The sequence below is a fragment of the Corynebacterium sp. genome, from assembly GCF_030535495.1.
In the GTDB taxonomy this organism is placed as follows: Bacteria; Actinomycetota; Actinomycetes; order Mycobacteriales; family Mycobacteriaceae; genus Corynebacterium.
In genome coordinates, this window is the sequence record NZ_JAUNRW010000026.1 from 1 (window position 1) to 24,203 (window position 24,203).

Genomic DNA, 24,203 nt, shown 5'->3' on the forward strand with positions numbered 1-24,203 from the left:
GGTATCTTCATCGCGCGCATCAGCCGTGGCCGCACCATCCGTGAATTCGTCGCCGGTGTCCTCGGACTGCCGGTGGCGTTCTCCATGATCTGGTTCGGCGCCTTCGGCACCTCCTCCTTCCTCATCGAGGAGCAGGACGGTGGCCTGGTGGAGCGCGTGGCCGTGGAGGGCGACATCCCGGGCGCGCTGTTCGAGTTCCTGTCCAACTACCCGGCCGCCACCTTCGTGTCGGGTCTGGGCATCCTCATCGTGGTCGTCTTCTTCACCACCTCCGTCGACTCGGCGGCGATGGTCACGGACATGATCGCCTCCGGTAAGGAGCCGGCCTTCGCCCCGACCCACCAGAAGGTGACCTGGGCCGTGCTCATGGGTGCGGTCGCCGCGGTGCTCCTGGCCGCCACCGGTGAAGGCGGACTCTCCGCGCTGCAGCAGATCATTATCGTCATCGGCCTGCCGTTCTTCGTCATGGGCTTCATCATGATGTTCAGCCTCGGTGTCGCCCTGCGCAACGACCTCGGTGCCCCGGTGCCCATCGTCACCCGCCAGTGGTCGCGCGCCGAAACGCCCGAGGAGTGGGAGGAGCTCGAGCAGGCGCCGTCCCCGGAGCCGATCGGCCCGATCCACCATATTCCGGACGACAACGACGACACCGCCATCAACCCGGCGGTGGTCGGTGCCGTGCTGGAGGAGTACTCCCGGCAGCAGGACGGGATCGACGCCGACGCCGACGGCAACGACTACGAGGTGAAGATCGTCGAGGAGACGGAGCCCGAGGCCCGTCAATAACAACCGGCGCATGTGTAGGTTGGGGGCATGACCCTTTCTGAACAAGCCCTGACCTTCCTCCGCTCCGGTTACCTCTTCGCCTCCCGCCTCCGAAAGAAGGCCGGAGTCGCCGCCACCTCGCACGCCCCTGTATCGCTCACCCTGCTGGGAAAGACCTCCCACCTGGTGCGTGGCGCAGAGGGCGTGCGTCTTTTCTACGACTCCTCCCGCATCAAGCGCGACGGGGCAATGCCGAAGTTCATTCAGGTGCCGCTGTTCGGTAACGGGGCCGTGCACACCCTCGACGGCGAGGAGCACCTGGTGCGCAAGAAGGCCATGGCCGATCTGGCCTACGACGACGCCCGCGTCGCCGACTTCGCCGACCTGGTCGGCGATGAGCTGGAGAACACCCACCGCCGCTGGATCGCCGACGGCGGCACCGTCCACGAGGACACCGCCATCGCCTTCGGTCGCGCCGCCTTCCGCTGGGCGGGAATCCCCATGTCCGACGAGGAGATGGACACCCGCGCCAAGCAGATGAACCGCCTGCTGGACACCTTCGGTGACCTGAAGACCAATCCGATCGCCGCCTTCGAGCGCCAGCGCCTGAACAAGTGGGCCACCGGTCTCATCGAGCAGGTCCGCGCGGGCGAGATCGAGGCGCCCGCCGATTCCGTCCTCGCCCACATCGCCGACCTGCGGGGCGTCGACGGCGAGCTGGTCGATGCCGAGGTCGCCGGTGTCGAACTCCAGAACCTCACCCGCCCCACTGTCGCCGTCGGTCGCTTCGCGGCCTTCGCCGCCACCGCACTGGTGGAAAACCCCGAGTGGGCGCAGCGCATCCGCGAGGCCGCCGACGGCGAGCTGACCGGCGTGCGCGAGGCGGTCGCCTTCGCCCAGGAGGTCCGCCGCACCTACCCCTTCGTCCCCATGCTGCCCGGCCTGCTTACCGAGGACACGGAGGTCTCCGGCTGCCCCATGAAGAAGGGCCAGCGCGTCCTGCTCGATTTCGTGGGCACGCTCACCAGCCCGCAGGAATGGGACAACGCCGCCTCCTTCGACCCGGAGCGTTTCATGCGTTTCGACGGCGTGGAGGACGCCGAGTCCCTCGAGGCCTTCATCCCGCAGGGCGGGGCGGACGTCTACTCCGGTCACCGCTGCCCGGGTGAGAAGATCGCCGTCGCCGCGCTGTCCGGGGCCGTGGCGTTGCTCACCCGACCCACCGTGGAGATTTCCGAGGACGTCGAGGACCTCACCTTCCCGTGGACGACGATGCTCACCCGCCCGGCCACGGGTGTGCGCGTGCACGGCGCCTGACCCCCGGGGGTGCCGCCGAACGGCGGATAATCCCTGGTCACCACCTGTAGCAGGAGGCGGCGGGACAGACCAGGGGACCGGCCGGTTCCTAGACTTGTCAGGGCACCTCATCCCCGCAACGACAGGAACCATCATGAAGGATTTCGCTGGTCAGACCATTATCGTCACCGGTGCCGGTTCCGGCATCGGCCGTTCCACCGCCCTCCAGCTCGCCGAGCGCGGGGCGCATGTCTTCGTCGCCGACATCTCCGATACCGCCCACGGCGTCGTCACGGAGATCACCGACGCCGGTGGGCAGGCCACCGCCGCCATCGGTGACATCTCGGATCAGGGGGTCGTCGATAAGCTTGTCGACGACGCCGTCGCCACCGGCGGCCGCCTCGGCCTGGTCAACAACGCCGGCATCATGGACCAGTTCGCCGGGGCCGCCACCACCGATGACGTGCAGTGGGAGCGCTGCATCCGCATCAACCTCACCGCGCCGTTCCTGCTCACCCGCGCCGTCATTCCGCACATGCTGACCGCGGGTGGCGGGGCGATCGTCAACCTCGGTTCCGCGGCCTCCCTGCGCGGTGCCGCCGCCGGCGCCGCCTACACCGCCTCCAAGCACGGCGTGGCCGGCCTGACGAAGAACACCGCCTACACCTACGGGCGGGAGAACATCCGCTGCAATCTCGTCGCCCCGGGTGGGGTGGCCACCAACATCATGGAGACCTCCGCCGCGGAGACCCAGGTCGATCCCGCCAATGGCCTGACGGCGATCACCCCGATCCATCAGAGTGCGATCCGCAACGCTGAGCCGGAGGAGCTCGCCGCGCCCATCGTGTTCCTGCTCTCCGATGCGGCCTCCAACGTCAACGGTGCGATCATCCCCGTCGACGCCGGCTGGGCGGCAGGCTAGAACCGGGTCAGGACACGTACTCCGCCAGGTAGCGGCCGGTGAGTGTGGTGCCGTCCGCCACCATCTCGGCGGGGGAGCCGGTGAAGGTGATCTCGCCGCCGTCGGAACCCGCGCCGGGTCCCAGGTCGATGACGTGGTCGGCGTGTGCCACCACCGCCAGGTGGTGTTCGATGCACACCACGGTCTTCCCGGCGTCCACCATGCGGTCGAGCAGGCCGAGCAACATGTCCACGTCGGCCAGGTGCAGGCCGGTGGTGGGCTCGTCGAGGATGAACACCGTCGCCTTCTCAGCCAGGTGGGAGGCCAGCTTGAGGCGTTGGCGCTCACCACCGGACAGGGTGGTCAGCGGCTGGCCGAGGGTGATGTAGCCGAGGCCGACATCGACCAGCCGGCCGCAAATCTTCGCCGCCGCCGGGACCTTGGAGTCGGCGGCGGTAAAGAACTCGGCGGCCTCCGCCGCGGGCATCTGCAGGACCTCGGCGATGTTGCGGTCGCCGAATTCGTAATCCAGCACCGCCTCGTCGAAGCGTCGCCCCTCGCACACCTCACAGGGCAGGTCGACGCCGGACATGATGCCCAGATCGACGTAGACCACACCCGCCCCCTTGCAGTTGGGACACGCCCCCTCGGAGTTCGGGGAGAACAGGGCGGGCTTGACGCCGTGGGCCTTGGCGAAGGCCTTGCGGATCGGCTCCAGCGCCCCGGTGTAGGTCGCCGGGTTGGAGCGGCGTGATCCGCGGATGGGGGACTGGTCGACGAAGACCGTGGTCTCCGAGCGTGGCAGTTCCGCGATCAACGAGGACTTGCCGGAGCCTGCCACACCGGTGATCGCGCTGAGCACGCCGAGGGGGACGTCCACGTCGACATCGCGCAGATTGTTGCGGTCCGCCCCACGCACCTCGATCGCACCCGTCGCCGCCCGGACGGAGGTTTTCAGGGACACCCGGTCGTCCAGGTGTCGGCCGGTGAGGGTGTCCGAACCCCGCAACCCCTCGACCGTGCCCTCAAACTGCACGAGGCCACCGTCGCGGCCGGCGCGGGGCCCGAGGTCAATGACGTGGTCGGCGATGGCGATGGTCTCCGGCTTGTGCTCGACGACGAGCACCGTGTTGCCCTTGTCCCGCAACTCGAGGAGCAGCGAGTTCATGCGCTGGATGTCATGGGGGTGCAGGCCGGCGGTGGGCTCGTCGAAGACGTAGGTGACGTCCGTCAGCGCCGAGCCGAGGTGCCGGATCATCTTGGTGCGCTGCGCCTCACCACCCGACAGGGTGCCGGCGGGGCGGTCGAGGGTGAGATAGCCCAGGCCGATCTCGACGAAGTTGGCCAGGGTCTCCTGGAGGGCGTCGATAAGCGGGGCGACGGACTTGTCCGCCACCCCCTGCATCCACTCGGCCAGGTCGCGGATCTCCATGGCGCACAGCTCGGCGATGTTCTTTCCCTGGATCCGGGAATCCAGGGCGTGCTGGGCCAGGCGGGTGCCGCCGCAGGAGGGGCAGGCGATGAAGGTGACCGCGCGGTCGACGAACTCGCCCATCGCCTTCTGCATGGAGTCGCGGTCCTTGCTCAGGATGGACTTCTCCACGCGCGGCACCAGGCCCTCGTAGGTGTAGTTGAAGCCGTTGAACTTCACCTTCCGCGGCTCTGAGAACAGCAGAATCTCGCGCTGCTCGGCGGTGAAGTCACCGACCGGCACATCGGCCGGGACCAGGTCGGTCTCGGCGAAGGTCTTCCACGCCCAGCCGTCGACCTTGTAGCCGGGGACGAGGATGGCGCCGTCGTTGAGGGTAAGGGAGTCGTCGACAAGCTCGCTGAGCAGGATGTCGGAGATCCGGCCGGTGCCCTCGCACTCGGGGCACATGCCGCCGGTGCGTTTGAACTCGACCTTCTCCTTCTTTCCACCCTGCACAGCGATCGCACCGGCGGCCGAGACGGAGGGCACGTTGAAGGAGTACGCACCCGGTCCGCCCGCCGAGGGCTCGGCGATGCGGGAGAACAGGATGCGCAGCATGGCGGTGGCGTCGGTGGCGGTGCCCACCGTGGAGCGGGAGTTGGCTCCCATGGGCTCCTGGTCGACGATGATGGCGGTGGTGATGCCCTCGAGGCGGTCGACGTCCGGGCGGGCCAGGGAGGGCATGAATCCCTGGACGAAGGTGGAGTAGGTCTCATTGATCAGGCGCTGGGATTCGGCCGCGATGGTGCCGAAGACCAGCGAGGACTTACCGGAGCCCGACACGCCGGTGAAGACGGTCAGCTGGCGCTTGGGGATCTCCACGTCAACGCCGCGGAGATTGTTCACGTGCGCGCCGGTCACGCGGATCACATCATGGTTCATGCGATCACGGTACGTGATGAGTCCAGGATTCCGTACCGAACTTCTCCTCCACGAGTGTCTCGGCGACGGCGAGGTCCGCATCGCTCAACTCCGCCGGAACCGCGCCGTAGCGGTTGCTGAACTCGGTGATCATCGTCGCGATGATCTCCTCCCGCGGGGCACCGGTCTGGCGCCGCAGCGGATCGACGCGTTTGTTCGCCGAACGCAGGCCCTTCGACGCGAGCTTCACCTTGCCGACGCGCAGGACCTCCATCATCTTGTCGGCGTCGATGTCGTAGCTCATCGTCGCGTGGTGCAGGACGGCGCCTTTCCGACGCTTCTGCGCCGCCCCGCCGATCTTGCCGCCGGTGGAGGTGATGTCGTTGATCGGCTCGTACCAGGCGTCGACGCCGTGCCGGGCCAGCGCGCCGAGCACCCATTGATCGAGGTAGGCGTAGGAATCCTCGTAACTAAGCCCCGCGACCATCGATTCCGGGACGTAGAGGGAGTAGGTGATGCAGTTGCCGCCCTCCATGAACATCGCCCCACCGCCGGAGATCCGCCGCACCACCTGGATCCCGTGCCTGTCCACGCCTTCCTGGTTCACCTCGTTGACATAGGACTGGTAGGAGCCGATGACCGTCGCCTTGTCCTCCCACTCCCAGAACCGCAATGTCGGCCCGCGCTGCCCGGCGGCGACCTGGTCGAGCATGACCTCGTCGAGCGCCACGTTGAGCTTGGTCGGCAGGGGACCGGGGTGGATGACCTCCCAGGAATGGTCGGTGAAGTCGGTGCCGCCGGACACCGCACGTTTCACGGCCACGGCGACATCCCGGGTGCTGAAACCATGCAGGGCCAGGCCGTCGATGTCGGCCAGGGCGGCGTCGAGACGCGCCTGCAGCTCGTCCGTCGTCTCGCTTATCGACGCCCCCGTCAACGCCGGGCCGAGCGCCCCGTAGGCCTCATCCGGCTCGAGGAAGAAGTCCCCGGAGATCTGCGCGTTCTCAATGCGGCCGTCGGTGCTGTGAACATCGGCGACGACGAGCTTGCCGCCGGGGACCTTGATCTCGAAGTGCTGGTGCATACTGCCCCACGGTAGCCCACCGCGTAAAGTCAGCACCCATGTACGACCTCCCCACCATCCTCACCGCCTTCGGACTCACCTTCTTCGCGGGTCTGGCGACGGGTATCGGTGGACTCATCGCGGTGGCCAAGAACAACCCCGGCAAGCGATTCATGGCCGGTGCACTGGGCTTTTCGACGGGCGTGATGCTGTACGTCTCCTTCATGGAGATCCTGCCCAAGGCCTTCGAGGAACTCGAGGAGGCGTGGGGGCAGCGACCCGGGGCGTGGGCGGCGGTGGCCGCGTTCTTCGCCGGCATCGCGGTGATCGCGCTTATCGACCGGCTGGTCCCGGAGCCGATCAATCCGCACGAGCGCGGCATCGGGGAGGACCCGCAGAAGGCCGCCCAACGGCGGCGGATGATGAAGATGGGCATGTTCACCGCCGGGGCCATCGCCATCCACAACTTCCCCGAGGGCTTCGCCACCTTCATCGCCGGCCTGGAGGATCTCACGATCGCGATCCCGGTGGCCGTGGCGATCGCGATCCACAACATTCCGGAAGGCGTGGCCGTGGCCGTCCCCATCCGGCAGGCGACCGGTTCGCGGCGCAAGGCCCTGCGCTGGGCGACACTGTCCGGCATGGCCGAGCCCGCTGGCGCGCTCATCGGTTTCGCCCTGCTCATGCCCTTCATGGGACCGGCGACGCTCGGCCTGGCCTTCGCGGCCATCGCCGGCATCATGGTCTTCATCTGCCTCGACGAGCTGCTGCCCACCGCGGTGGCCACCGGCCGCCACCACACCGCCATCTACGGCGTCATCCTCGGCATGGCGGTCATGGCCGCCTCCCTGCTGCTCATGATGTAGCCCTCCCCACGCGGTGGGCGAGCCAGGAGGCACCGAGGGTCCCGACCACAAGGAGAGGGATCACCCACAGCGGAGCCCACGTCAGCTCCCACGCGATGGCGGCTGCGAACAGCGGTGCCTTCTGGATGATCGCCAGCACCATCGCGGCGCCGAGGACGGCGAGGACGGGGATGGTGGCGGGGGCGGCGTCGACAAGCACCCCGGCCACGGCCCCCAGCGCCGCCCCGACCGCCAGGGCCGGGGTGAGCGTGCCTCCCAGTGCGCCTGAACCCAGGGACGCTGCGGTGAGCAGGGGCTTGACCAGCAGCAGGGTGAGCAACAGGGGGAGCAGGGTGACCGGATCAAGGGCGGCGCGCACGATGTCCTCGCCATTGCCGGTCACCCCGGGCAGGAACTGGGAGACCGTGACCACCCCGGCGGTGGCGGCGCCGACACTGAGCGGCAGCCAGCGGGGATCGATGACCTTCCACGTGTGGGCGGAGCGGATCAGCGCCAGGAAGTAGCGGCCGACGATCACGGAGGCCAGCAGCAGGGGCGGGAGCATCCACAGCACGAGGGTGTCGAAGGGGGAGTCGGGGACCCAGTAGACCGAATGGTTGCCCACCAGGGGCCAGGCGGTGACGGTGGCCAGCCCGGACATCGTCACCGTGATGAGCACGGAGCGTGCGCTGCGGCGCACCGGCAGGGCCTCGAGGGTGAACAGGATGCCGGCCAGTGGCACGTTGTAGACCGCGGCCAGGCCGGCACCCGCCGCGGCGGCGACCACCAGGCGACGGTGCTCCTCGTCGAGGCGCACGAGACGGGAGACGCGGTCGAGAACGGCGGCGGAGGCCTGCCGCGGCGCCTGCTCCCGGCCCAGCGAGATACCGGAGCCCACGGCGAGCAGCTGCAGCAGCGCGTCGCAGGTCGTGCGTCCCAGCGGCAGGGGAGTGTCGGTGGTGGCGGATTCCTCCACACTGCGCACCGGGCCGCTGCGCCGCAGCCACCACCAGCCGAGACCGGCGAGGACACCGCCGATGGCGGCCGCCGCCACGGGGTGGAGGGGGCCGTCACCGACCAGCGCATGGATGCGGTGGACCAGCCACGCCATGGCCCCGCCGATGAGTCCGGCAGCCACGCCACCGGTGAAGACCACCAGTGCCAGGGCTGCCAGGGCTGCCAGGGAGCGGAACATATATTCAGGGTAACCCGGGGTGCGCCCGGGCACCCGTTCAGTGGGCGGCGGCCTTGTTCCTGCCGGTCGCAGCCTTGACACCGTCGACGATGAGGGCCACGACCAGGCCCCAGAGCAGGCCGACGATGAGCGAGAAGAAGGTGTTGACCACCCAGCCGAGGAAGCCGCCACCGGCGGCCACCTCCAGGCCGTGGATGAACTCGTACGGCCAGGTCAGGCCGAACTCCTCGAGACCGACGACGATGATGTGGCCACCGACCCACAGCATGGCGAAGGTGCCCACGACGGCGATGACGGACAGCACCTTCGGCATGGCGTGGACGAGCCCACGTCCGAAACCGGCGCCGGCCCCACCGCGCTCGGCCATGTGGAGACCGATGTCATCCATCTTCACCAGGATCGCCACGGCACCGTAGACGAGCGCGGTGATGCCGAGCGCGACGACGACGAGCACGGCGGCGCGGAAGGCCATGGGCTGGTCGGCGACCTCGTTGAGGGAGATGACCATGATCTCCGCCGAGAGGATGAGGTCGGTGGTGATGGCACCCTTGACCAGTTTGTCCTCGTCGGCGGGGGTCTTGTCGACGCCGGCGGCGTTGCTGTGCTCGTCTCCCTTGTGGCCGCGGATCTTGTGGAGGATCTTGTGGGCGCCCTCGAAGCAGAGGTAGGTGCCGCCGATCATGAGGATGGGGGTCAGCGCCCACGGCGCGATCCACGACAGCAGCAGCGCGATGGGGAGGATGAGGACGAGCTTGTTGAACAGCGATCCCTTGGTGATCCGCCAGATCATCGGCAGTTCGCGGGCCGGCTGGACACCGGTGACGAAGCGGGGGGTCACGGCCGCGTCATCGACGACGACGCCGGCGGCCTTCATGGATGTTTTGCCGGCTGCGGCGGCGACGTCGTCGACGCTGGCAGCGGCGGCGCGGGCGATGAGGGCGACGTCGTCGAGGAGGGCAAGCAGGCCACCGGCCATGAGGGGCACCTTTCATTCCGGAAATATGACCGAATGATACGCCCGTTAGGATGACGCCATGAGAATTGCGGTGCTGGGTGTCGGAGCGGTCGGAGGCTGGTTCGGGGGCAGCCTGGTCCAGGCGGGCCATGAGGTGGTGTTCATCGCCCGCGGGGAAACACTGCGTGTCCTGCGTGCGGAGGGGCTGCGCCTCAACGATGCGCCGCCGATTCCGGTGGAGGTCGTCGATAAGCTTGCCGACGCCGGCGACATCGACATCCTCCTGCTCGCAGTCAAGGTGACCGCCGAGACATCGTTGCCGGAGCTTCTCGACGGCCTGCCCGGGCACGCCCTGGTGGCCATCACCCAAAACTCCGTGGAGGTGCCCGACCTGGTGGCGGAACTGGTCGGCGCCGACCGGGTCCGACCCGGGGTGGTGCGCGGCTACTTCCATCACACGGGTCCGGGCCGGGTGGAGTTCCATGGCGGGCCCATCTCCTACGACCTCGGCGCCGGTGGGGTGGCAGAGTTCGTCGCGGCCCTGCGTGCGGCCGGCATCGACGCCACCGCGCGGGAGGACATCGACGTCGACCTGTGGGAGAAGGCGATGTACGTGATCCCCACGGGTGCGCTGGGTGCGGCGGCGCGCGCCCCACTCGGGGAACTGCGCACCCGGCTGCGTCCCAGCCTCGCCGCGCTCATGGGCGAGGTCGCCGCCACGGCCCGGGCGCAGGGAGTGCCGCTTGGCGACGACGCCGTCGAGCGCATTCTGGCGTTCGCCGACCGCATGCCCGCAGACGCCACCAGCTCCATGCACCGTGACCTGCTGGCGGGGCGCCCGAACGAGCTGGATGCCCAGGTGGGGGCGGTGTGTCGGATCGCGCGCCGACGCGGTGTGCAGGTCCCGCTGCATGAACTGCTCTACGGGGTGCTGGGGTAATCTCGGGGCCATGACCACGTCCTCGACCGCCCGTGTCCGATGCGAGAAGCCGCGGCGCCTCGCCAAGTCCCTGGTGTCCCGTTTCGACGAGGTGGCCACCACCGAGTGGTGGGCGGAGGAGGGGCGTGGGCACGTCACCTTCAGCAGCGGCGCGGTGGTGGATCTCATCGCCGGCGACGGGGTGCTGCTGGTGCACCTGGAGTGCGCGGCCGCCGATGTCGCGCAGTGGGAGGAGTCTGTGGGGCGGCGCATCGCGGACCTCGACGAGACGGCCGACTGGAAGCGCGCGGGGGTAACGCGGGGGTGAGTGTTGCTGTCTGGGACTTCCGGACGAAAACCCGGTGAGCAGGGTAAAAGGTGACATGAACTACTTTCCCCTACGTAACCTAGTGGTAACGCTCTCATCACAAGTGCAGGGTGATGGATGTCACCCTGTAACGTTAACGGGAGATTAACTTCTGTCCGTTTATCTTTTGGAGGTCCGCCACATGGCACTCAGCAAGAAGACCCTCGCTCTGCTCGCAGCCACCACGCTCGGCTTCGGGCTCGTCGCATGTACCGATTCCGATGACAACGGCAACGGCAACGGTGCAGCGTCCGGCGACGGCGCCACCGGCGGCGACAACTACGTCCTCGCGAACGGCACCGAGCCGCAGAACCCGCTCATCCCCTCGAACACCAACGAGGTGGGCGGCGGCAACATCGTCGACCTCATCTACTCCGGCCTCGTCTACTACGACGCCGACGGTGAGATCCACAACGAGATGGCCGAGTCCATCGAGCTCGAGGGTGACAAGACCTGGCGCGTGACCCTCAAGGACGGCTGGACCTTCGAGGACGGCACCGAGATCACCGCTCAGCACTACGTGGACACCTGGAACCACGCAGTGGCCAACTCCCACCTCTCCGCCTACTTCTTCGAGCCGATCCTCGGCTACGAGGAGGGTGTCGAGTCCATGGAGGGCCTCGCGGTCGTCGACGACAAGACCTTCACCATCGAGCTCAACCAGCCGGAGGCCGACTTCCCGCAGCGCCTGGGCTACTCCGCCTTCTACCCGCTGCCGGACGAGGCCCGCGAGGATGAGGCCGGTTTCGGTGAGAGCCCCAACGGCAACGGCCCCTACAAGCTGCTCGAGTGGAACCACAACCAGGACGCCACCATCGTCCCGAACGAGTCCTACGAGGGTGAGCGCACCCCGCAGAACGACGGCATCAAGTTCGTCTTCTACGCCCAGCAGGACGCGGCCTACAACGATCTGCTGGCCGGCAACCTCGACACCCTGGACGCCATCCCGGACATCGCCTTCTCCACCTTCGAGGATGAGCTCGGCGACCGCGCCGTCAACCAGCCGTCCGCCGTCTTCCAGTCCTTCACCATCCCGGAGAGCCTCGAGCACTGGGGCGGCGAGGAGGGCGTCCTGCGTCGTCAGGCCCTGTCCCACGCCATCAACCGCGAGGAGATCACCGACACGATCTTCCAGGGCACCCGTACCCCGGCCACCGACTTCACCTCGCCGGTTCTGCCGGGCTACGACGGTGACATCGTGGGCAACGACGTCCTCGACTACGACCCGGAGAAGGCCCAGGAGCTGTGGGCACAGGCCGATGAGATCGCTCCGTTCGAGGGCGAGTTCACCCTGTCCTACAACTCCGACGGTGGTCACCAGGCCTGGGTCGATGCGGTGACCAACTCCATCCGCAACACCCTGGGCATCGAGGCCGTGGGCAACCCGTACCCGGACTTCAAGTCCCTGCGCGATGACGTGACCAACCGCACCATCGAGGGCGCCTTCCGTACCGGCTGGCAGGCCGACTACCCGTCCGCGGGTAACTTCCTCGGCCCGCTCTACGGCACCGGCGCCGGCTCCAACGACGGTGACTACTCCAACCCGGACTTCGACGCCAAGCTCGCCGAGGCGGCTGCGTCCGACTCCCCGGAGGCGGCATCCGGCCTGTACAACGAGGCCCAGGAGATGCTGTTCAACGATCTCCCGGCCATCCCGCTGTGGTACTCCAACGTCGCGGGCGGCTACTCCGAGAACGTCGACAACGTCGTCTTCTCCTGGAAGTCCGTGCCGGTCTACTACAACATCACGAAGAACTAGCGCTACGCTGATCCTCTGTGATGACTGATACCCGCGAGGCGCACAGCGCGTCACGCGGGTATCTGCCTGTCTGCCTGCCATCCACCCACAAGGACTAGTTATGTTGCGCTATATCGGGCGACGACTGCTCCAGATGATCCCCGTGTTCTTCGGTGCCACGCTGCTCATCTACGCACTCGTCTTCCTCATGCCCGGCGATCCCGTCGAGGCACTGGGCGGTGACCGCGGCCTGTCCGAGGCTGCCCGCGCCCGCATCGAGGCCGAATACAACCTGGACAAGCCGTTCATCGTCCAGTACCTGCTCTACCTCAAGGGAATTCTCACCCTCGACTTCGGCACCACCTTCTCCGGACAGCCCGTCGCCGACGTCATGGCCCGGGCCTTCCCGGTCACGATCAAGCTCGCACTCATGGCGCTGGCCTTCGAGGCGATCTTCGGCATCATCTTCGGTGTCATCGCCGGTGTCCGCCGCGGCGGCATCTTCGACTCCACCGTTCTGGTCATGTCGCTCATCGTCATCGCCGTGCCCAGCTTCGTCATCGGTTTCGTCCTGCAGTTCGTCGTCGGCGTGCAATGGGGGATACTCCCGGTCACCGTCGGCTCGAGAGAGACATTCACATCGCTGCTCATGCCCGCGGTGGTGCTCGGTGCGGTGTCGTTCGCTTACGTACTCCGCCTGACCCGCCAGTCGGTCAGTGAGAACCTCCGGGCCGACTACGTCCGTACCGCCCGCGCCAAGGGCCTGGGCAACGGAGAGGTCATGGGCCGCCACGTGCTGCGTAACTCGCTCATCCCCGTCGCCACCTTCCTCGGCGCCGACCTGGGAGCGCTCATGGGCGGCGCCATCGTCACCGAGGGCATCTTCGCCATCAACGGTGTCGGTGGCACCATCTACCAGGCGATCATCAAGGGCGAGCCGACGACCGTGGTGTCGTTTACCACCGTCCTCGTCATCGTCTACATCATCGCCAACCTCATCGTGGACCTGATCTACGCCGTGCTCGACCCGAGGATCCGCTATGCCTGACATCAACAGAAACGTCGCCAACCCGGCCGGCGAAGACGACATCCTCGCCGGCAACCGCCTGCACCCGCGCCCGGGGCAGGACCACTTCATCGCCGAGACCGACGAGACCGGCCTCGGTGCCGTCGACGCCGTCGCCGACGAGTCCGCACCCGCCTCCATGTGGGGCGAGGCGTGGCGCAGCCTGCGTCGTCGTCCCCTGTTCTGGGTATCCGCGGTGCTCATCTTCGTGGCGGTGCTCATGTCACTGTTCCCGCAGTTGTTCACCTCGGTCGACCCGCGTTCCTGCGTGCTGGCCAACTCGCTGGGCGATCCCCAGCCGGGCCACCCCTTCGGCTTCGACCGCCAGGGCTGTGACATCTTCGCCCGCACCATCTACGGGGCGCGCGCCTCGGTCGCCGTGGGCATCCTCACCACCGCGCTGGTGGTTCTCATCGGCACCGTCATCGGTTCGCTCGCCGGCTTCTTCGGCGGCATTCTCGACTCGATCCTCTCCCGCGTCACCGACGTGTTCTTCGCCATCCCGCTGGTGCTGGCCGCCATCGTCGTCATGCAGATGTTCAAGGACTACCGCACGATCATCACGGTGGTGCTGGTCCTCGGACTCTTCGGCTGGACGAGTATCGCGCGTATCACCCGTGGTGCCGTGATGAGCGTGAAGAACGAGGAGTACGTCACCGCCGCCCGCGCGCTGGGAGCCTCCCGCATGAAGATGCTCTCCAGCCACATCATGCCCAACGCGGCGGCCCCGATCATCGTCTACGCCACCGTGGCGCTGGGCACCTTTATCGTCGCGGAGGCCACCCTGTCCTTCCTGGGTATCGGTCTCCCACCGACCATCGTGTCGTGGGGTGGAGACATCTCCGCCGCGCAGGCCTCCCTGCGAACCAAGCCGATGGTCCTGTTCTACCCGGCCATGGCGCTCGCGCTCACCGTCCTGAGCTTCATCATGCTCGGTGACGTCGTCCGCGACGCCCTCGATCCGAAGGCGAGGAAGCGATGAGCACCCCACTTCTCGAGATGAAGGACGTCCAGATCTCCTTCACCTCCTCCACCGGCGTCGTCGAGGCGGTCCGCGGCATCAACATGACGATCTACCCGGGACAGTCCGTGGCCATCGTCGGTGAGTCCGGCTCCGGCAAGTCCACCGCCGCCATGTCGATCCTCGGCCTGCTGCCGGGCACCGGCAAGGTCACCGGCGGACAGATCATCTTCGACGGCCAGGACATCACCGGTCTGAGCAACAAGGAGATGCAGAAGTTCCGCGGTTCCGACATCGGCCTGGTTCCGCAGGACCCGATGTCGAACCTCAACCCGGTGTGGCGCATCGGGACCCAGATCGGCGAGTCCCTCAAGGCCAACGACGTGGCCAAGGGCTCTGCGGTCCGTCCGCGCGTGGCGGAACTGCTGGAGGAGGCGGGTCTTCCCGACGCCGAGCGTCGGGCCCGCCAGTACCCCCACGAGTTCTCCGGCGGTATGCGCCAGCGTGCGCTCATCGCCATGGGCCTGGCCGCCCGCCCCAAGCTGCTCATCGCCGACGAGCCGACCTCGGCCCTCGACGTGACCGTGCAGAAGCGCATCCTCGATCACCTCAAGGGGCTCACCGAGGAGCTGGGCACCGCCGTGCTGTTCATCACCCACGACCTGGGCCTGGCCGCCGAGCGTGCCGAGCACCTCGTGGTCATGCACCGTGGACGCATCGTCGAGTCCGGCCCCTCCCTGCAGATCCTGCGCGATCCGCAGCACCCCTACACCCAGCGACTGGTCAAGGCGGCGCCCTCGCTGGCCTCTGCCCGCATCCAGTCGGCCCTGGCCGCCGGTGTCGAGTCCACCGAGCTGGTGGCCCAGGGCCGCGGGGAGAAGACGGAGGAGGTCATCCGCGTCGAGAACCTCACCAAGATCTTCGGTGAGAACAAGGCCGTCGACGACGTCTCCTTCACCCTGCGCAAGGGCACCACACTGGCGCTGGTGGGCGAGTCCGGTTCGGGCAAGTCCACCGTGGCGAACATGGTGCTCAACCTGCTGGACCCGACCGACGGCAAAGTGTTCTTCCACGGCACCGACCTGTCGACGCTGAGCAGCCGGGAGCTGTTCGAGATGCGCCGCAAGATGCAGGTCGTGTTCCAGAACCCCTACGGATCCCTCGACCCGATGTTCTCCATCTACCGCTGCATCGAGGAGCCGTTGGCCCTGCACAAGGTGGGCAGCCGTAAGGAGCGCGAGGAGCGGGTCGCGGAGCTGCTGGACATGGTGGCCATGCCGCGCTCGGCCATGCGGCGGTTCCCCAACGAGCTCTCGGGTGGTCAGCGCCAGCGCATCGCCATCGCGCGCGCCCTGGCGCTGCGGCCCGAGGTGCTGGTGCTGGATGAGGCGGTCTCCGCCCTCGACGTGCTCGTGCAGAACCAGATCATCCGACTGCTCGCCGAGCTGCAGGAGGAACTCGATCTGTCCTACCTGTTCATCACCCACGACCTGGCGGTGGTCCGCCAGACCGCCGATGACATCGTGGTGATGAAGCAGGGTGCGGTCGTCGAGCAGGGCACCTCCGACGAGGTCTTCGCGGATCCGAAGGAGGAGTACACCCGGGATCTCATCAATTCGGTGCCCGGCCTCAACATCGAACTGGGTACGGGAGAGAACCTGGGTCTCGTCGGCCACTGACGGTGTGACGTGGGTTACAGGTAGGCTGCTACTTGTCACCCACCAACACACCGAAAGGCCTGACATGAACACCGCACGAGATCTCATGAGCCCCGATGTCGTCACCGTCGACTCCGCCGACACCCTCGAGGTGGCGGCCCGTCACATGCGTGACGCCGACGTCGGCTCGCTGCCCGTCGTCGACGGGGAGGGCGCCATCGTGGGCATCGTCACCGACCGCGACATCGTCGTCTCCGCGCTCGCCGAGGGCAAGGATCCCACGACGGTCACGGCCGGCGAGCTTGCCGACGGCACCGTCGTCTCCGTATCCCCCGATGATTCCGCGGAGCAGGTGCTCGCCACCATGAAGGAGCACCAGATCCGCCGCGTGCCGGTCGTTGACGGCACCGAACTGGTCGGCATGCTGGCGCAGGCCGACATCGCCCGTTCCATGCCGGATTCGACCGTCGGCGACTTCCTCGAGAGCGTGTCCGAGGACTAGGCCCAGGTCTACTCCGCCATCTCCGCGGCGAGCAGCCGCAGGGCGGTATCCCGGGAGGCCGCCAGCACGTCCTCGGGGGAACCCGGGAAATGCCGCCGCTCGGTGCGGGCCCGACCCCGCACGAGCGTGGCGAACCACGTCGTTCCCGGCGGCTGCCCGTCCTGGCCCTCCGGGCCGCCCGCCCCGGAGACGGCCACCACGGCATCGGCACCGAGCAGGTCGGCCAGGGAGGAGGCCATCGTCGTCACGCACTGGGCGGAGATGACCGGGCATCCCGCAGGAACACCGAGCACCTCGACCTTGGTCCGCGTCTGATAAGCGACGATGCCCCCGGCGAACCAGTCGGAGGAACCTTGTGTCGCGGCCAGCTCAGCGGAGAGGGTGCCGCCCGTCAACGACTCCGCCACCGCCACGGTGTAACCGTGGGCGGTGGCGAGGTCTGCGACGTGTTGCGCTTCGGTCATCAGTAGTTGGCCGGCGGGTCGGACGCCGGGAAGGACTCCTTCTCGAACTGGTCGACCAGGGCGTCCTCGCAGGCCTCCTCACGCTTGCCGGGCTTGGCGCCCGGGTCGGTCTCCTCGGCGAAGCGGGTGTCGTCGAGATCGGGGTTCTGGGGGTCGGTCATGGCGCTTCCTTTCGTTGAGGGTGACGGGCGTCACTCTGTGCATGCAATTCTAGCCATCTGCGGGCGCCGGCGGGAGGTCTTTGACCGCCGGGCCCGGACACTCAGGGAGACTTCCGCGGGTCAAGGACGACCTTGACGCAGCCGTCGGTCTTCTTCTGGAACATCTCGTAGGCCTCCGGCGCGGTCTCCAAGGGCAGGCGGTGGGTGACCAGGTCGTCGACGCCGAGGGGGTCGGACGGATCCTCGACCAGGGGCAGAAGATCATCGATCCACGCCTTGACGTTGGCCTGTCCCATGCGCACCTGGATCTGTTTGTCGAAGAGGGTGAGCATGGGCAGTGGGCTGGCCTGCCCACCGTAGACACCGCTCAGGGAGACGGTGCCACCGCGGCGAACGAGATCGATCGAGGCGTGCAGGGCGCCGAGGCGGTCGATGCCGGCGTAATCCATGAGGGGGCGGGCGAGGGCGTCGGGAAGCAGGCCGACAGCCGTGTGGGCGACCTTGCCCACCTGGGAGCCGTGGGCCTCCATGCCGACGGCGTCGACGACCCCGTCGGGGCCGCGTCCCTGCGTGGCATCGCGGATGGCGTCGTTGGTCTCATCCGTGAGGTCAAAGACTTCCACCCCGTGGCGGGCCGCCATGGCGCGGCGTTCCGGGACCGGATCGATACCGAAGACCCGCGCGCCCAGGTGGCGGCCGATGCGGGCGGCCAGCTGCCCGACGGGCCCGAGACCGAACACGGCGAGCGTGTCACCGTCGCCGACCCCGGCGTAGCGCACGCCCTGCCAGGCGGTGGGCAGGATGTCGCTGAGGAAGAGGTAGCGGTGGTCGGGCAGGTCCTCGCCGACCCGGATGGCCCCGAAGTCCGCGTGGGGTACACGCAGGTACTCCGCCTGGGCACCGGGGACGGAACCGTAGAGGCGTGAGTATCCGAACAGCCGGGCACCCGAGCCCTCGCGCCGGACCTGCGTGGTCTCGCACTGGGAGTACAGCTTCCGGTCGCACATCCAGCAGTGGCCGCAGGCGATGGTGAAGGGGATGACCACGCGGTCACCCTCCTGGAGGCCCGAGGCGCTGCCCGCCTCCACCACCCGACCCATGGGTTCGTGCCCGATGATGTCGCCGGCGTCCATGTAGGGGCCGAGGACCTCGTAGAGGTGCAGGTCAGAGCCGCAGATGGCGGTGGAGGTGACCTCGATGATGGCGTCGGTGGCGGTCTTGAGTCCCGGATCCGGGACCGTCTCGACACTGACTGTGCGTTTTCCCTGCCAGGTGACTGCTCTCATCGCTGATCAGTCCCAGAAGGTGTCGCGGTTGTCGCGCAGGGCGCGTTCGCGGGCGTAGGCATGGACCTTCTCGATCGTCTCCAGCTGGCGATGGGAGGAGTCGATGAGGTCCGCGAACACCTGCGGGTCGAGGCCGAGGCCGTCAGCGTGCTCGCGCAGGGTCTCCCAACCGCCCAGCTTGCCGTTGATGGCCGAGCGCATGATCTCCGCCTCCAGCAGCATCGTCATGGGGGAGCGCTCGAGGATGCGTCCGTTGAGCTTGAGGCGCCCCACGCGCTCACCGACCCAGGCGACAGCCTGGCGGTAGGGCTTGCGGGCCAGCCCGAGGTCCTCGATGACGTTGCGCAGCAGCTCGCGGTCGGAGCGGATCTCATCGGCCACCGACGACAGTTCGGCGAACATCGGGGTGTCCACGTAGTCCTGCGCCATGCGCTCGATGCGGTTGACGCCGGCGGTGGCACCGGTGAGGTGATCGGAGAGGTAGAGCTCGAGCAGGTCCTTCGTGTAGTGCTCGGGGATGGCCTCCTCACCACCGGCTGCGGAACCGGCACCGGCGTCCGCACCCTCGCCGGCGGCTACCCCCGCGGCCGGGTTGAGGCGCTCGTCCTTCTCGCGCGGGCGCAACGGGGGAGAGGGCAGCCCGCGGCCCTCGATCATGCCCTCGAGCAGTTCGGCGAGGGCGTCGGCGGCCGAGACACGGGGGCGCCAGTCGAGTTCGACGGCGGCGCGGGAGTTGTCCATGAGCGGGACCTGCATGCCCATGTCCAGCCATCCGGCGTCCGCCGGGACCGTGCCTGCCTTGTGGGCGGCGACCAGTCCGGCGCGGACGACGGCCGGCGGCAGTTCGAGGAAACGACCGTGGTCGACGATATCGGCCAGCTCCTGGGAGCCGAGGACATCGTCGGCGCAGATGTTGAAGGCCCCGCCGACCTTTGTGACGATCGCCGCGGCATACGCCCGGCCGAGGTCATCGGCGTGGACGGCCTGCAGGCGAATACCCTTCGGCACGGGCAGGGCGGGCAAATTGCCGGCCCGCAGCGCCTGGACGGGGACGAGAGTGCCGAGGAAGTAGTTCTGGATCTCCGAACCGGCATCACCCTGGAAGGTCAGGCCGGGGCGCAGGCGGGTGACGGTGACATCCGGGTGGGCGGCCTCGAAACGGTCGAGGATCTCCTCCTGGGCGGCCTTGTCCACGCTGTAGTGGGAGGACTCGATGCCACCGGTGGCCCAGGATTCATCGCGCAGCGGCGGATCGGAGCTCTCGCCGCGGGCCTCATCGGGGGCGTAGGCGCCGACACTGGAGGCGACGACCAGGTGGGGGACGTGCGCCTGCGCCACGGCACGTGTGACACGCTCGGTGCCCTCGACGTTGACGCGGCGCAGCAGTTCGCGGCGGTCATTGGGCTGGATCATCCAAGCCAGGTGGATGACGGCGTCCGCGCCCGCGAAGGCGTCGGCGAGTGCGGCGATGGCCTCCTCGGCGCTCGTGGCCCCGGCGATATCGATGGAATGCCAGGTGGCGGCGTCATAGGGGGGTTGGTCCTCGGCGGGTAGTCGGCGGGCGATTCCGACGATCTCCGTGATCTCCGGGGTATCCCGCAGAGCGCGCAGGGCGGCAGTTCCGTGGTTTCCGGTGGCGCCGACGATGACGACCTTCATGGTGTTTCTCCTTCGTTGGGGGTCTACTGCCGAGGAAACGGGAAAACCCATCACATTTCAAGCATGCGATGGGTTGAGGCTGGTGAGGGGGCCGCGGGGTCAGAGGATGTCGTCGATGGCCTCGGTGGGGCGGGCGATTCGCACGCCCTTGTCCGTGACCACGAAAGGACGCTCGATGAGGCGCGGATGCGCCACCATGGCCGCAAGCAGCTCCTCGTCGGGGGTATCAGTCCCGAGTCCGAGTTCCCGGTAGGCGGGCTCGCGCGTGCGCACGGCATCGTGGACGGTGATGCCTGCGGCGTCGATAAGCTCCTTAAGCTTATCGACGCCCGGTGTCACCTCCAGGTACCGGACAATCTCGGGCTCAATGCCGCGTTCGCGCAGGTAGTCCAGTGCCTGACGGGACTTGGAGCAGCGGGGGTTGTGGTAGATGGTCGTGTCCATGCCACAACCCTAGCCGTCAGTAGTTGGCGGGTGGATCGCTGGCGGGGAAGGACTCCTGGCCCCACTCCTCCGGCAGGTCCTCGCGCTGCTCGCGGGTCTCCTTGCCCACATCCTCCGGGTGGTTGTGGGTGAAGGGCTTGTCCTCGGGGAACTCCCAGGTGTGCTTCTTCTCGGTCATGATCGGTCCTTTCCTCGCAGGGTTGATACTGTTCAACCTACCGCGCGGGCGTGGCGTGGATCACAACGAGTGGGTAACTATTTCGCCTGTTCGGCGGGGACGAGGGTGACGTTGTCGGCCCAGGTCAGCTCGATGCCGAGGGTGCGCAGCCACTCCATGGCGTCGTCACGGTGGCGGGTGATGCCTTCGACGGCGGTCAGCGTGGTGTCGATGGCGCGTTCGGCGTCCTCGGCGGAGATGAGTCCGGCGGAGGTGGCGGCGGCCAGCTCGTCGATGTCCTGCACGTCGATGGGCTCACCGGTGACCGAGACGAGATCGACGTAGAGGTCGCGGGTGGACCAGACGCCGTCGGCGACGTGGATGTCGGCGACGTCGAAGTAGAAGTCCTGGCGTTCCTCGACACCGTCGCGGAAGTGGAAGATGTTGGCGCGCAGGCCGAGCTTCGGCAGCAGCCACGACTCCAGGTAGCCGAAGCGCGGGTGATTGGCGCCGCGGGCCATGTACAGGCCGAAATCGGTCACCTGGTAGGTGTCCACCTCGCGGAGGTGGCCCTTCGGGTCAATGTTGATCCGGTCGGTGGTGTTGAAGGTTTCTTCCTTGACCGGGTGCAGATCAGTGGTCATGCCTGTTACCTCGCGTCGATGATCGCAGCAGTCGGGATGAAATCGCAGGGGCCGTCGGCGGTGTGGACCCGGCCCGAGACCATGGCCACGACGGTGCCGTGTCCGGTCTCGGCGGTTCCGGACAGCGTGGCCGGTCCTTCCGGGTTGATGCCGTGGTTGCCCAGCGGGACTGCCCCGTGCTGCAGCGTGTTGATGTTGACCCAGTTGACGTGCATTCCACCCTGCGCGGCGGCCGCCGGAGCGGTGCCCAGGGCGGTGAAGACGAAGGCGGTCTGCCCGCCGTCCGCGCCCGGTGCCGGGATCTCGGCGGGGCCGGGGACCGCGATCGCGGTGCCGACGGCGTCGAGGTCGCCTCCGATGCAGGAGCCCGACACGGTCGGCCAGTAGAACTGCGTGAACGACGGTGCGTCATCCGGCAGATCCGGGCCGCCGTCCCCGTCCTCCCCGGCGGTGAATGCCAGGGCGGACAGTAAGACGTTGCGGACGTCGGCGGGCATCCACGGCTGGTTGGCCAGGGTGCGGATCTCCGCCTGCGTGCGCGGGGTCGGGCGACCGAGCTCGTCAAGTGGGTTGTGGCTGGAGAGGTCCGGAAGGGGGCTGGCCGTGGCCGCGGGGGCGGCGACGAGGGTGCCGGAGGTGGCGAACGCGGCGGCGATGAAGGCGGTGCACAGCTTCTTCATCGGGGTGCTGTGTGCGGTATCTCCCACTGACAGGCTCTCTTCCGGGGTGGTCTCTGGCGGCGATGTTGCGCGTGTCACGGCCCGCCCTGCGGCGTGGCAGTCACATTTGCAACTTGAGTAACAGTAGTTTCGCTACCCAACAATATTCACTTGCGTGACAGAATCAACCGGAATGGAGAAATCCCGGTTACTTGTTCTTTCGCGGGCCGAGACGCTTTCGTTACATTCGCGGGGATTTGGTGGCGAATCCGCTGGTAGAGTCGGCGAACATGAGCGGACATCGCGTGCGGGGCACCGGGATCATGGTGCTCGCGCTCATCCCGGCGGGGCTGGGGTTGAGCGCGTGCGGCAACCTCGTCGACATGAACGACTACGACTATCGCGGGGGACTCGCCCTGGGCATGAACGAGGCCGGTGACGTCATCGCCCACATCGAGGCCTGTGACTACCGCGTCAACGCCGTGGAGATCGTCCAGGGCCGCGAGCTGCTCGGGGGAGAGCCCAACCCGACACTGGGCCGCATCGTCACCGATTCGCCGCAGTCGGGGCGCTTCGAGGTCAACCTCAGCCATCCGCAGGCGCCCTGGCGCGCGGAGCAGCCCCTGACGGAACCGCCCAACCCGGACCACATCATGATCGTCGACCCGCGCAGCGATGGCAGCGTCTCGCGGAAAATCGAGGTCATCCGGCAGGAGGCCGCTTCCCGCACCGACCTGGAGGCACTGGAACCGGGGGAGGGAATCATCAACGTGTGGAACCCCGATAGGGAGATGAACGAGGATCCGCTTATCGACGAGATCGTGCGCCTCGACGAGTTCGCTCCGGAGTGCCCCGCCTAGCGGCGTGTTCCCGGACACTCGATGGTGCACCACCTTCTGATTGCGAGTATTGTCAGGGGCTGTTCATACATCGCGTCCCCGCTCTGCACGCGGGCGCGACCCCTTTTTATAGGAGCAGCCCACTCGTGTCCCATCCTGAGTTCCGCAACGTCGCCATCGTCGCACACGTCGACCATGGCAAAACCACCCTCGTCAACGCCATGCTCGAGCAGTCCGGTGTCTTCGACGACCACGGTGGTGTCACCGACCGCGTGATGGACTCCGGCGACCTCGAACGCGAGAAGGGCATCACCATCCTGGCCAAGAACACGGCCGTGCGTCGCAAGGGGGCCGGCAAGGACGGCAGCGACCTCATCATCAACGTCATCGACACCCCGGGTCACGCCGACTTCGGCGGCGAGGTCGAGCGCGCCCTGTCCATGGTCGACGGTGTCGTGCTGCTTGTCGACGCCTCCGAGGGCCCGCTCCCGCAGACCCGCTTCGTCCTGGGCAAGGCCCTGGCCGCGAAGATGCCGGTGATCATCCTCGTCAACAAGACCGACCGTCCCGACGCGCGTATCGACGAAGTCGTCGAGGACTCCCAGGACCTCCTCCTCGAGCTGGCCTCCGGCCTCGAGGACGAGGAGGCCGCGGCCGCCGCCGAGACCCTCCTCGACCTGCCCGTCCTCTACGCCTCCGGCCGCGAGGGCAAGGCCTCCACCGAGAACCCCGGTAACGGCAACGCCCCCGACGCCGCTGACCTGCAGGCCCTGTTCGACGTCATCTACGACGTCCTCCCCGAGCCTTCCGCCGAGGTCGACGCCCCGCTGCAGGCGCACGTCACCAACCTCGACTCCTCCTCCTTCCTCGGCCGTATCGGCCTGGTCCGCGTCCACGCCGGTTCCCTCAAGAAGGGCCAGCAGGTCGCCTGGATCCACTACGACGACGAGGGCCAGCCCCACACCAAGAACGTCCGCATCGCGGAGCTGCTGCGCACCGTGGGCACCACCCGCGTCCCGGCCGAGGGTGAGGTCATCGCCGGTGACATCGCCGCCATCTCCGGCATCGACGAGATCATGATCGGCGACACCCTCGCCGACCCGGAGAACCCGGTCGCCCTGCCGCGCATCACCGTCGACGAGCCGGCCATCTCCATGACCATCGGCGTCAACACCTCCCCGCTGGCCGGCCGCGGCGGCGGCGACAAGCTCACCGCCCGCATGGTCAAGGCCCGCCTCGACCAGGAGCTCATCGGTAACGTCTCCATCCGCGTCCTGCCCACCGAGCGCCCCGACGCCTGGGAGGTCCAGGGCCGCGGCGAGATGGC

Annotated in this window: 25 protein-coding genes; 13 read left to right on the top strand and 12 right to left on the bottom strand. The window is 67.8% G+C overall.

What is annotated here, in order from left to right; translation table 11 throughout:
* The 3 genes from Q4F73_RS05125 to Q4F73_RS05135 all read left to right on the top strand — a co-directional run.
* Positions 1-786: BCCT family transporter (locus Q4F73_RS05125; RefSeq protein ID WP_303358279.1), on the top strand; the 786-nt coding region annotated here is incomplete at its 5' end.
* Positions 787-813: 27 nt separating this feature from the next.
* Positions 814-2,082: a cytochrome P450 gene (locus Q4F73_RS05130; RefSeq protein WP_303358280.1), complete on the top strand. Its 1,269-nt coding sequence runs from the start codon at positions 814-816 to the stop codon at positions 2,080-2,082.
* A gap of 133 nt (positions 2,083-2,215) precedes the next feature.
* Positions 2,216-2,983 (top strand): SDR family NAD(P)-dependent oxidoreductase, encoded by a 768-nt coding sequence (locus Q4F73_RS05135; protein WP_303358281.1) that lies wholly within the window; start codon positions 2,216-2,218, stop codon positions 2,981-2,983.
* A 7-nt stretch (positions 2,984-2,990) separates the two neighbouring features.
* Here the strand turns inward: Q4F73_RS05135 and Q4F73_RS05140 are convergent, their stop codons facing one another.
* The gene (locus Q4F73_RS05140; protein WP_303358282.1) at positions 2,991-5,315 is read right to left on the bottom strand and encodes an excinuclease ABC subunit UvrA; all 2,325 of its coding nucleotides are present in this window, start codon (positions 5,313-5,315) and stop codon (positions 2,991-2,993) included.
* Positions 5,316-5,319: 4 nt separating this feature from the next.
* A complete protein-coding gene (locus Q4F73_RS05145) occupies positions 5,320-6,378 on the bottom strand; it encodes a biotin/lipoate A/B protein ligase family protein (RefSeq protein WP_303358283.1) in 1,059 nt (352 codons plus the stop codon).
* Between the two features lie 38 nt (positions 6,379-6,416).
* On the opposite strand from Q4F73_RS05145, the gene zupT reads away from it, so the two are divergent.
* Positions 6,417-7,223, top strand: coding sequence for a zinc transporter ZupT (zupT, locus tag Q4F73_RS05150; RefSeq protein WP_303358284.1), 807 nt, complete (start codon positions 6,417-6,419; stop codon positions 7,221-7,223).
* On the opposite strand, the gene Q4F73_RS05155 is transcribed toward zupT, so the two are convergent.
* Positions 7,213-8,397 carry a chloride channel protein gene (locus Q4F73_RS05155; protein ID WP_303358285.1) on the bottom strand — a complete coding sequence of 395 codons (1,185 nt, stop codon included), beginning with the start codon at positions 8,395-8,397 and terminating at the stop codon, positions 7,213-7,215. The genes zupT and Q4F73_RS05155 overlap by 11 nt on opposite strands.
* 37 nt (positions 8,398-8,434) lie before the next feature.
* Complete coding sequence (locus tag Q4F73_RS05160) at positions 8,435-9,373, bottom strand: DUF808 domain-containing protein (RefSeq protein WP_303358286.1); 939 nt, start codon at positions 9,371-9,373, stop codon at positions 8,435-8,437.
* 58 nt (positions 9,374-9,431) lie between these two features.
* Here Q4F73_RS05160 and Q4F73_RS05165 point away from each other — a divergent pair, with 58 nt between their 5' ends.
* The 7 genes from Q4F73_RS05165 (at position 9,432) to Q4F73_RS05195 (ending at position 16,563) form a co-directional block, all read left to right on the top strand.
* Positions 9,432-10,292, top strand: a complete 861-nt coding sequence (locus Q4F73_RS05165) for a 2-dehydropantoate 2-reductase (RefSeq protein ID WP_303358287.1) — start codon at positions 9,432-9,434, stop codon at positions 10,290-10,292.
* A 10-nt stretch (positions 10,293-10,302) separates the two neighbouring features.
* Entirely contained in the window at positions 10,303-10,599 is a 297-nt protein-coding gene (locus tag Q4F73_RS05170) for a DUF2218 domain-containing protein (RefSeq protein ID WP_303358288.1), read from the top strand.
* Positions 10,600-10,780: 181 nt separating this feature from the next.
* A complete protein-coding gene (locus Q4F73_RS05175) occupies positions 10,781-12,397 on the top strand; it encodes an ABC transporter substrate-binding protein (protein WP_303358289.1) in 1,617 nt (538 codons plus the stop codon).
* A 100-nt stretch (positions 12,398-12,497) separates the two neighbouring features.
* Entirely contained in the window at positions 12,498-13,424 is a 927-nt protein-coding gene (locus Q4F73_RS05180) for an ABC transporter permease (RefSeq protein WP_303358290.1), read from the top strand.
* On the top strand, positions 13,417-14,424 hold the full coding sequence (locus Q4F73_RS05185; RefSeq protein WP_303358291.1) for an ABC transporter permease: 1,008 nt from the start codon (positions 13,417-13,419) through the stop codon (positions 14,422-14,424). The genes Q4F73_RS05180 and Q4F73_RS05185 overlap by 8 nt, the downstream gene beginning before the upstream one ends.
* Positions 14,421-16,082, top strand: coding sequence for an ABC transporter ATP-binding protein (locus tag Q4F73_RS05190; RefSeq protein ID WP_303358292.1), 1,662 nt, complete (start codon positions 14,421-14,423; stop codon positions 16,080-16,082). Before Q4F73_RS05185 ends, Q4F73_RS05190 begins: the two co-directional genes overlap by 4 nt.
* A gap of 64 nt (positions 16,083-16,146) precedes the next feature.
* On the top strand, positions 16,147-16,563 hold the full coding sequence (locus tag Q4F73_RS05195) for a CBS domain-containing protein (RefSeq protein ID WP_303358293.1): 417 nt from the start codon (positions 16,147-16,149) through the stop codon (positions 16,561-16,563).
* Between the two features lie 8 nt (positions 16,564-16,571).
* Here Q4F73_RS05195 and Q4F73_RS05200 read toward each other — a convergent pair whose 3' ends face one another.
* The 8 genes from Q4F73_RS05200 to Q4F73_RS05235 form a co-directional block, all read right to left on the bottom strand.
* Positions 16,572-17,027, bottom strand: a complete 456-nt coding sequence (locus tag Q4F73_RS05200) for a CinA family protein (RefSeq protein WP_303358294.1) — start codon at positions 17,025-17,027, stop codon at positions 16,572-16,574.
* Positions 17,027-17,188: a hypothetical protein gene (locus tag Q4F73_RS05205; protein ID WP_303358295.1), complete on the bottom strand. Its 162-nt coding sequence runs from the start codon at positions 17,186-17,188 to the stop codon at positions 17,027-17,029. Before Q4F73_RS05205 ends, Q4F73_RS05200 begins: the two co-directional genes overlap by 1 nt.
* A 101-nt stretch (positions 17,189-17,289) precedes the next feature.
* Complete coding sequence (locus tag Q4F73_RS05210; RefSeq protein WP_303358296.1) at positions 17,290-18,474, bottom strand: zinc-dependent alcohol dehydrogenase; 1,185 nt, start codon at positions 18,472-18,474, stop codon at positions 17,290-17,292.
* A gap of 6 nt (positions 18,475-18,480) precedes the next feature.
* Positions 18,481-20,133: an NAD-dependent epimerase/dehydratase family protein gene (locus Q4F73_RS05215; RefSeq protein WP_303358297.1), complete on the bottom strand. Its 1,653-nt coding sequence runs from the start codon at positions 20,131-20,133 to the stop codon at positions 18,481-18,483.
* Positions 20,134-20,232: 99 nt separating this feature from the next.
* Positions 20,233-20,577: an arsenate reductase (glutaredoxin) gene (arsC, locus tag Q4F73_RS05220; protein ID WP_303358298.1), complete on the bottom strand. Its 345-nt coding sequence runs from the start codon at positions 20,575-20,577 to the stop codon at positions 20,233-20,235.
* A gap of 16 nt (positions 20,578-20,593) precedes the next feature.
* Positions 20,594-20,755: a hypothetical protein gene (locus tag Q4F73_RS05225; protein WP_303358299.1), complete on the bottom strand. Its 162-nt coding sequence runs from the start codon at positions 20,753-20,755 to the stop codon at positions 20,594-20,596.
* A 77-nt stretch (positions 20,756-20,832) separates the two neighbouring features.
* On the bottom strand, positions 20,833-21,378 hold the full coding sequence (locus Q4F73_RS05230) for a DUF402 domain-containing protein (protein WP_303358300.1): 546 nt from the start codon (positions 21,376-21,378) through the stop codon (positions 20,833-20,835).
* A 5-nt stretch (positions 21,379-21,383) separates the two neighbouring features.
* Positions 21,384-22,058: a hypothetical protein gene (locus Q4F73_RS05235; RefSeq protein WP_303358301.1), complete on the bottom strand. Its 675-nt coding sequence runs from the start codon at positions 22,056-22,058 to the stop codon at positions 21,384-21,386.
* A 269-nt stretch (positions 22,059-22,327) separates the two neighbouring features.
* Between Q4F73_RS05235 and Q4F73_RS05240 the strand changes: the two genes are divergently transcribed.
* Positions 22,328-22,897 carry a hypothetical protein gene (locus Q4F73_RS05240; RefSeq protein ID WP_303358302.1) on the top strand — a complete coding sequence of 190 codons (570 nt, stop codon included), beginning with the start codon at positions 22,328-22,330 and terminating at the stop codon, positions 22,895-22,897.
* 125 nt (positions 22,898-23,022) lie between these two features.
* Positions 23,023-24,203 (top strand): GTP-binding protein (locus tag Q4F73_RS05245; RefSeq protein WP_303358303.1); only part of this gene is annotated, 1,181 nt, incomplete at its 3' end.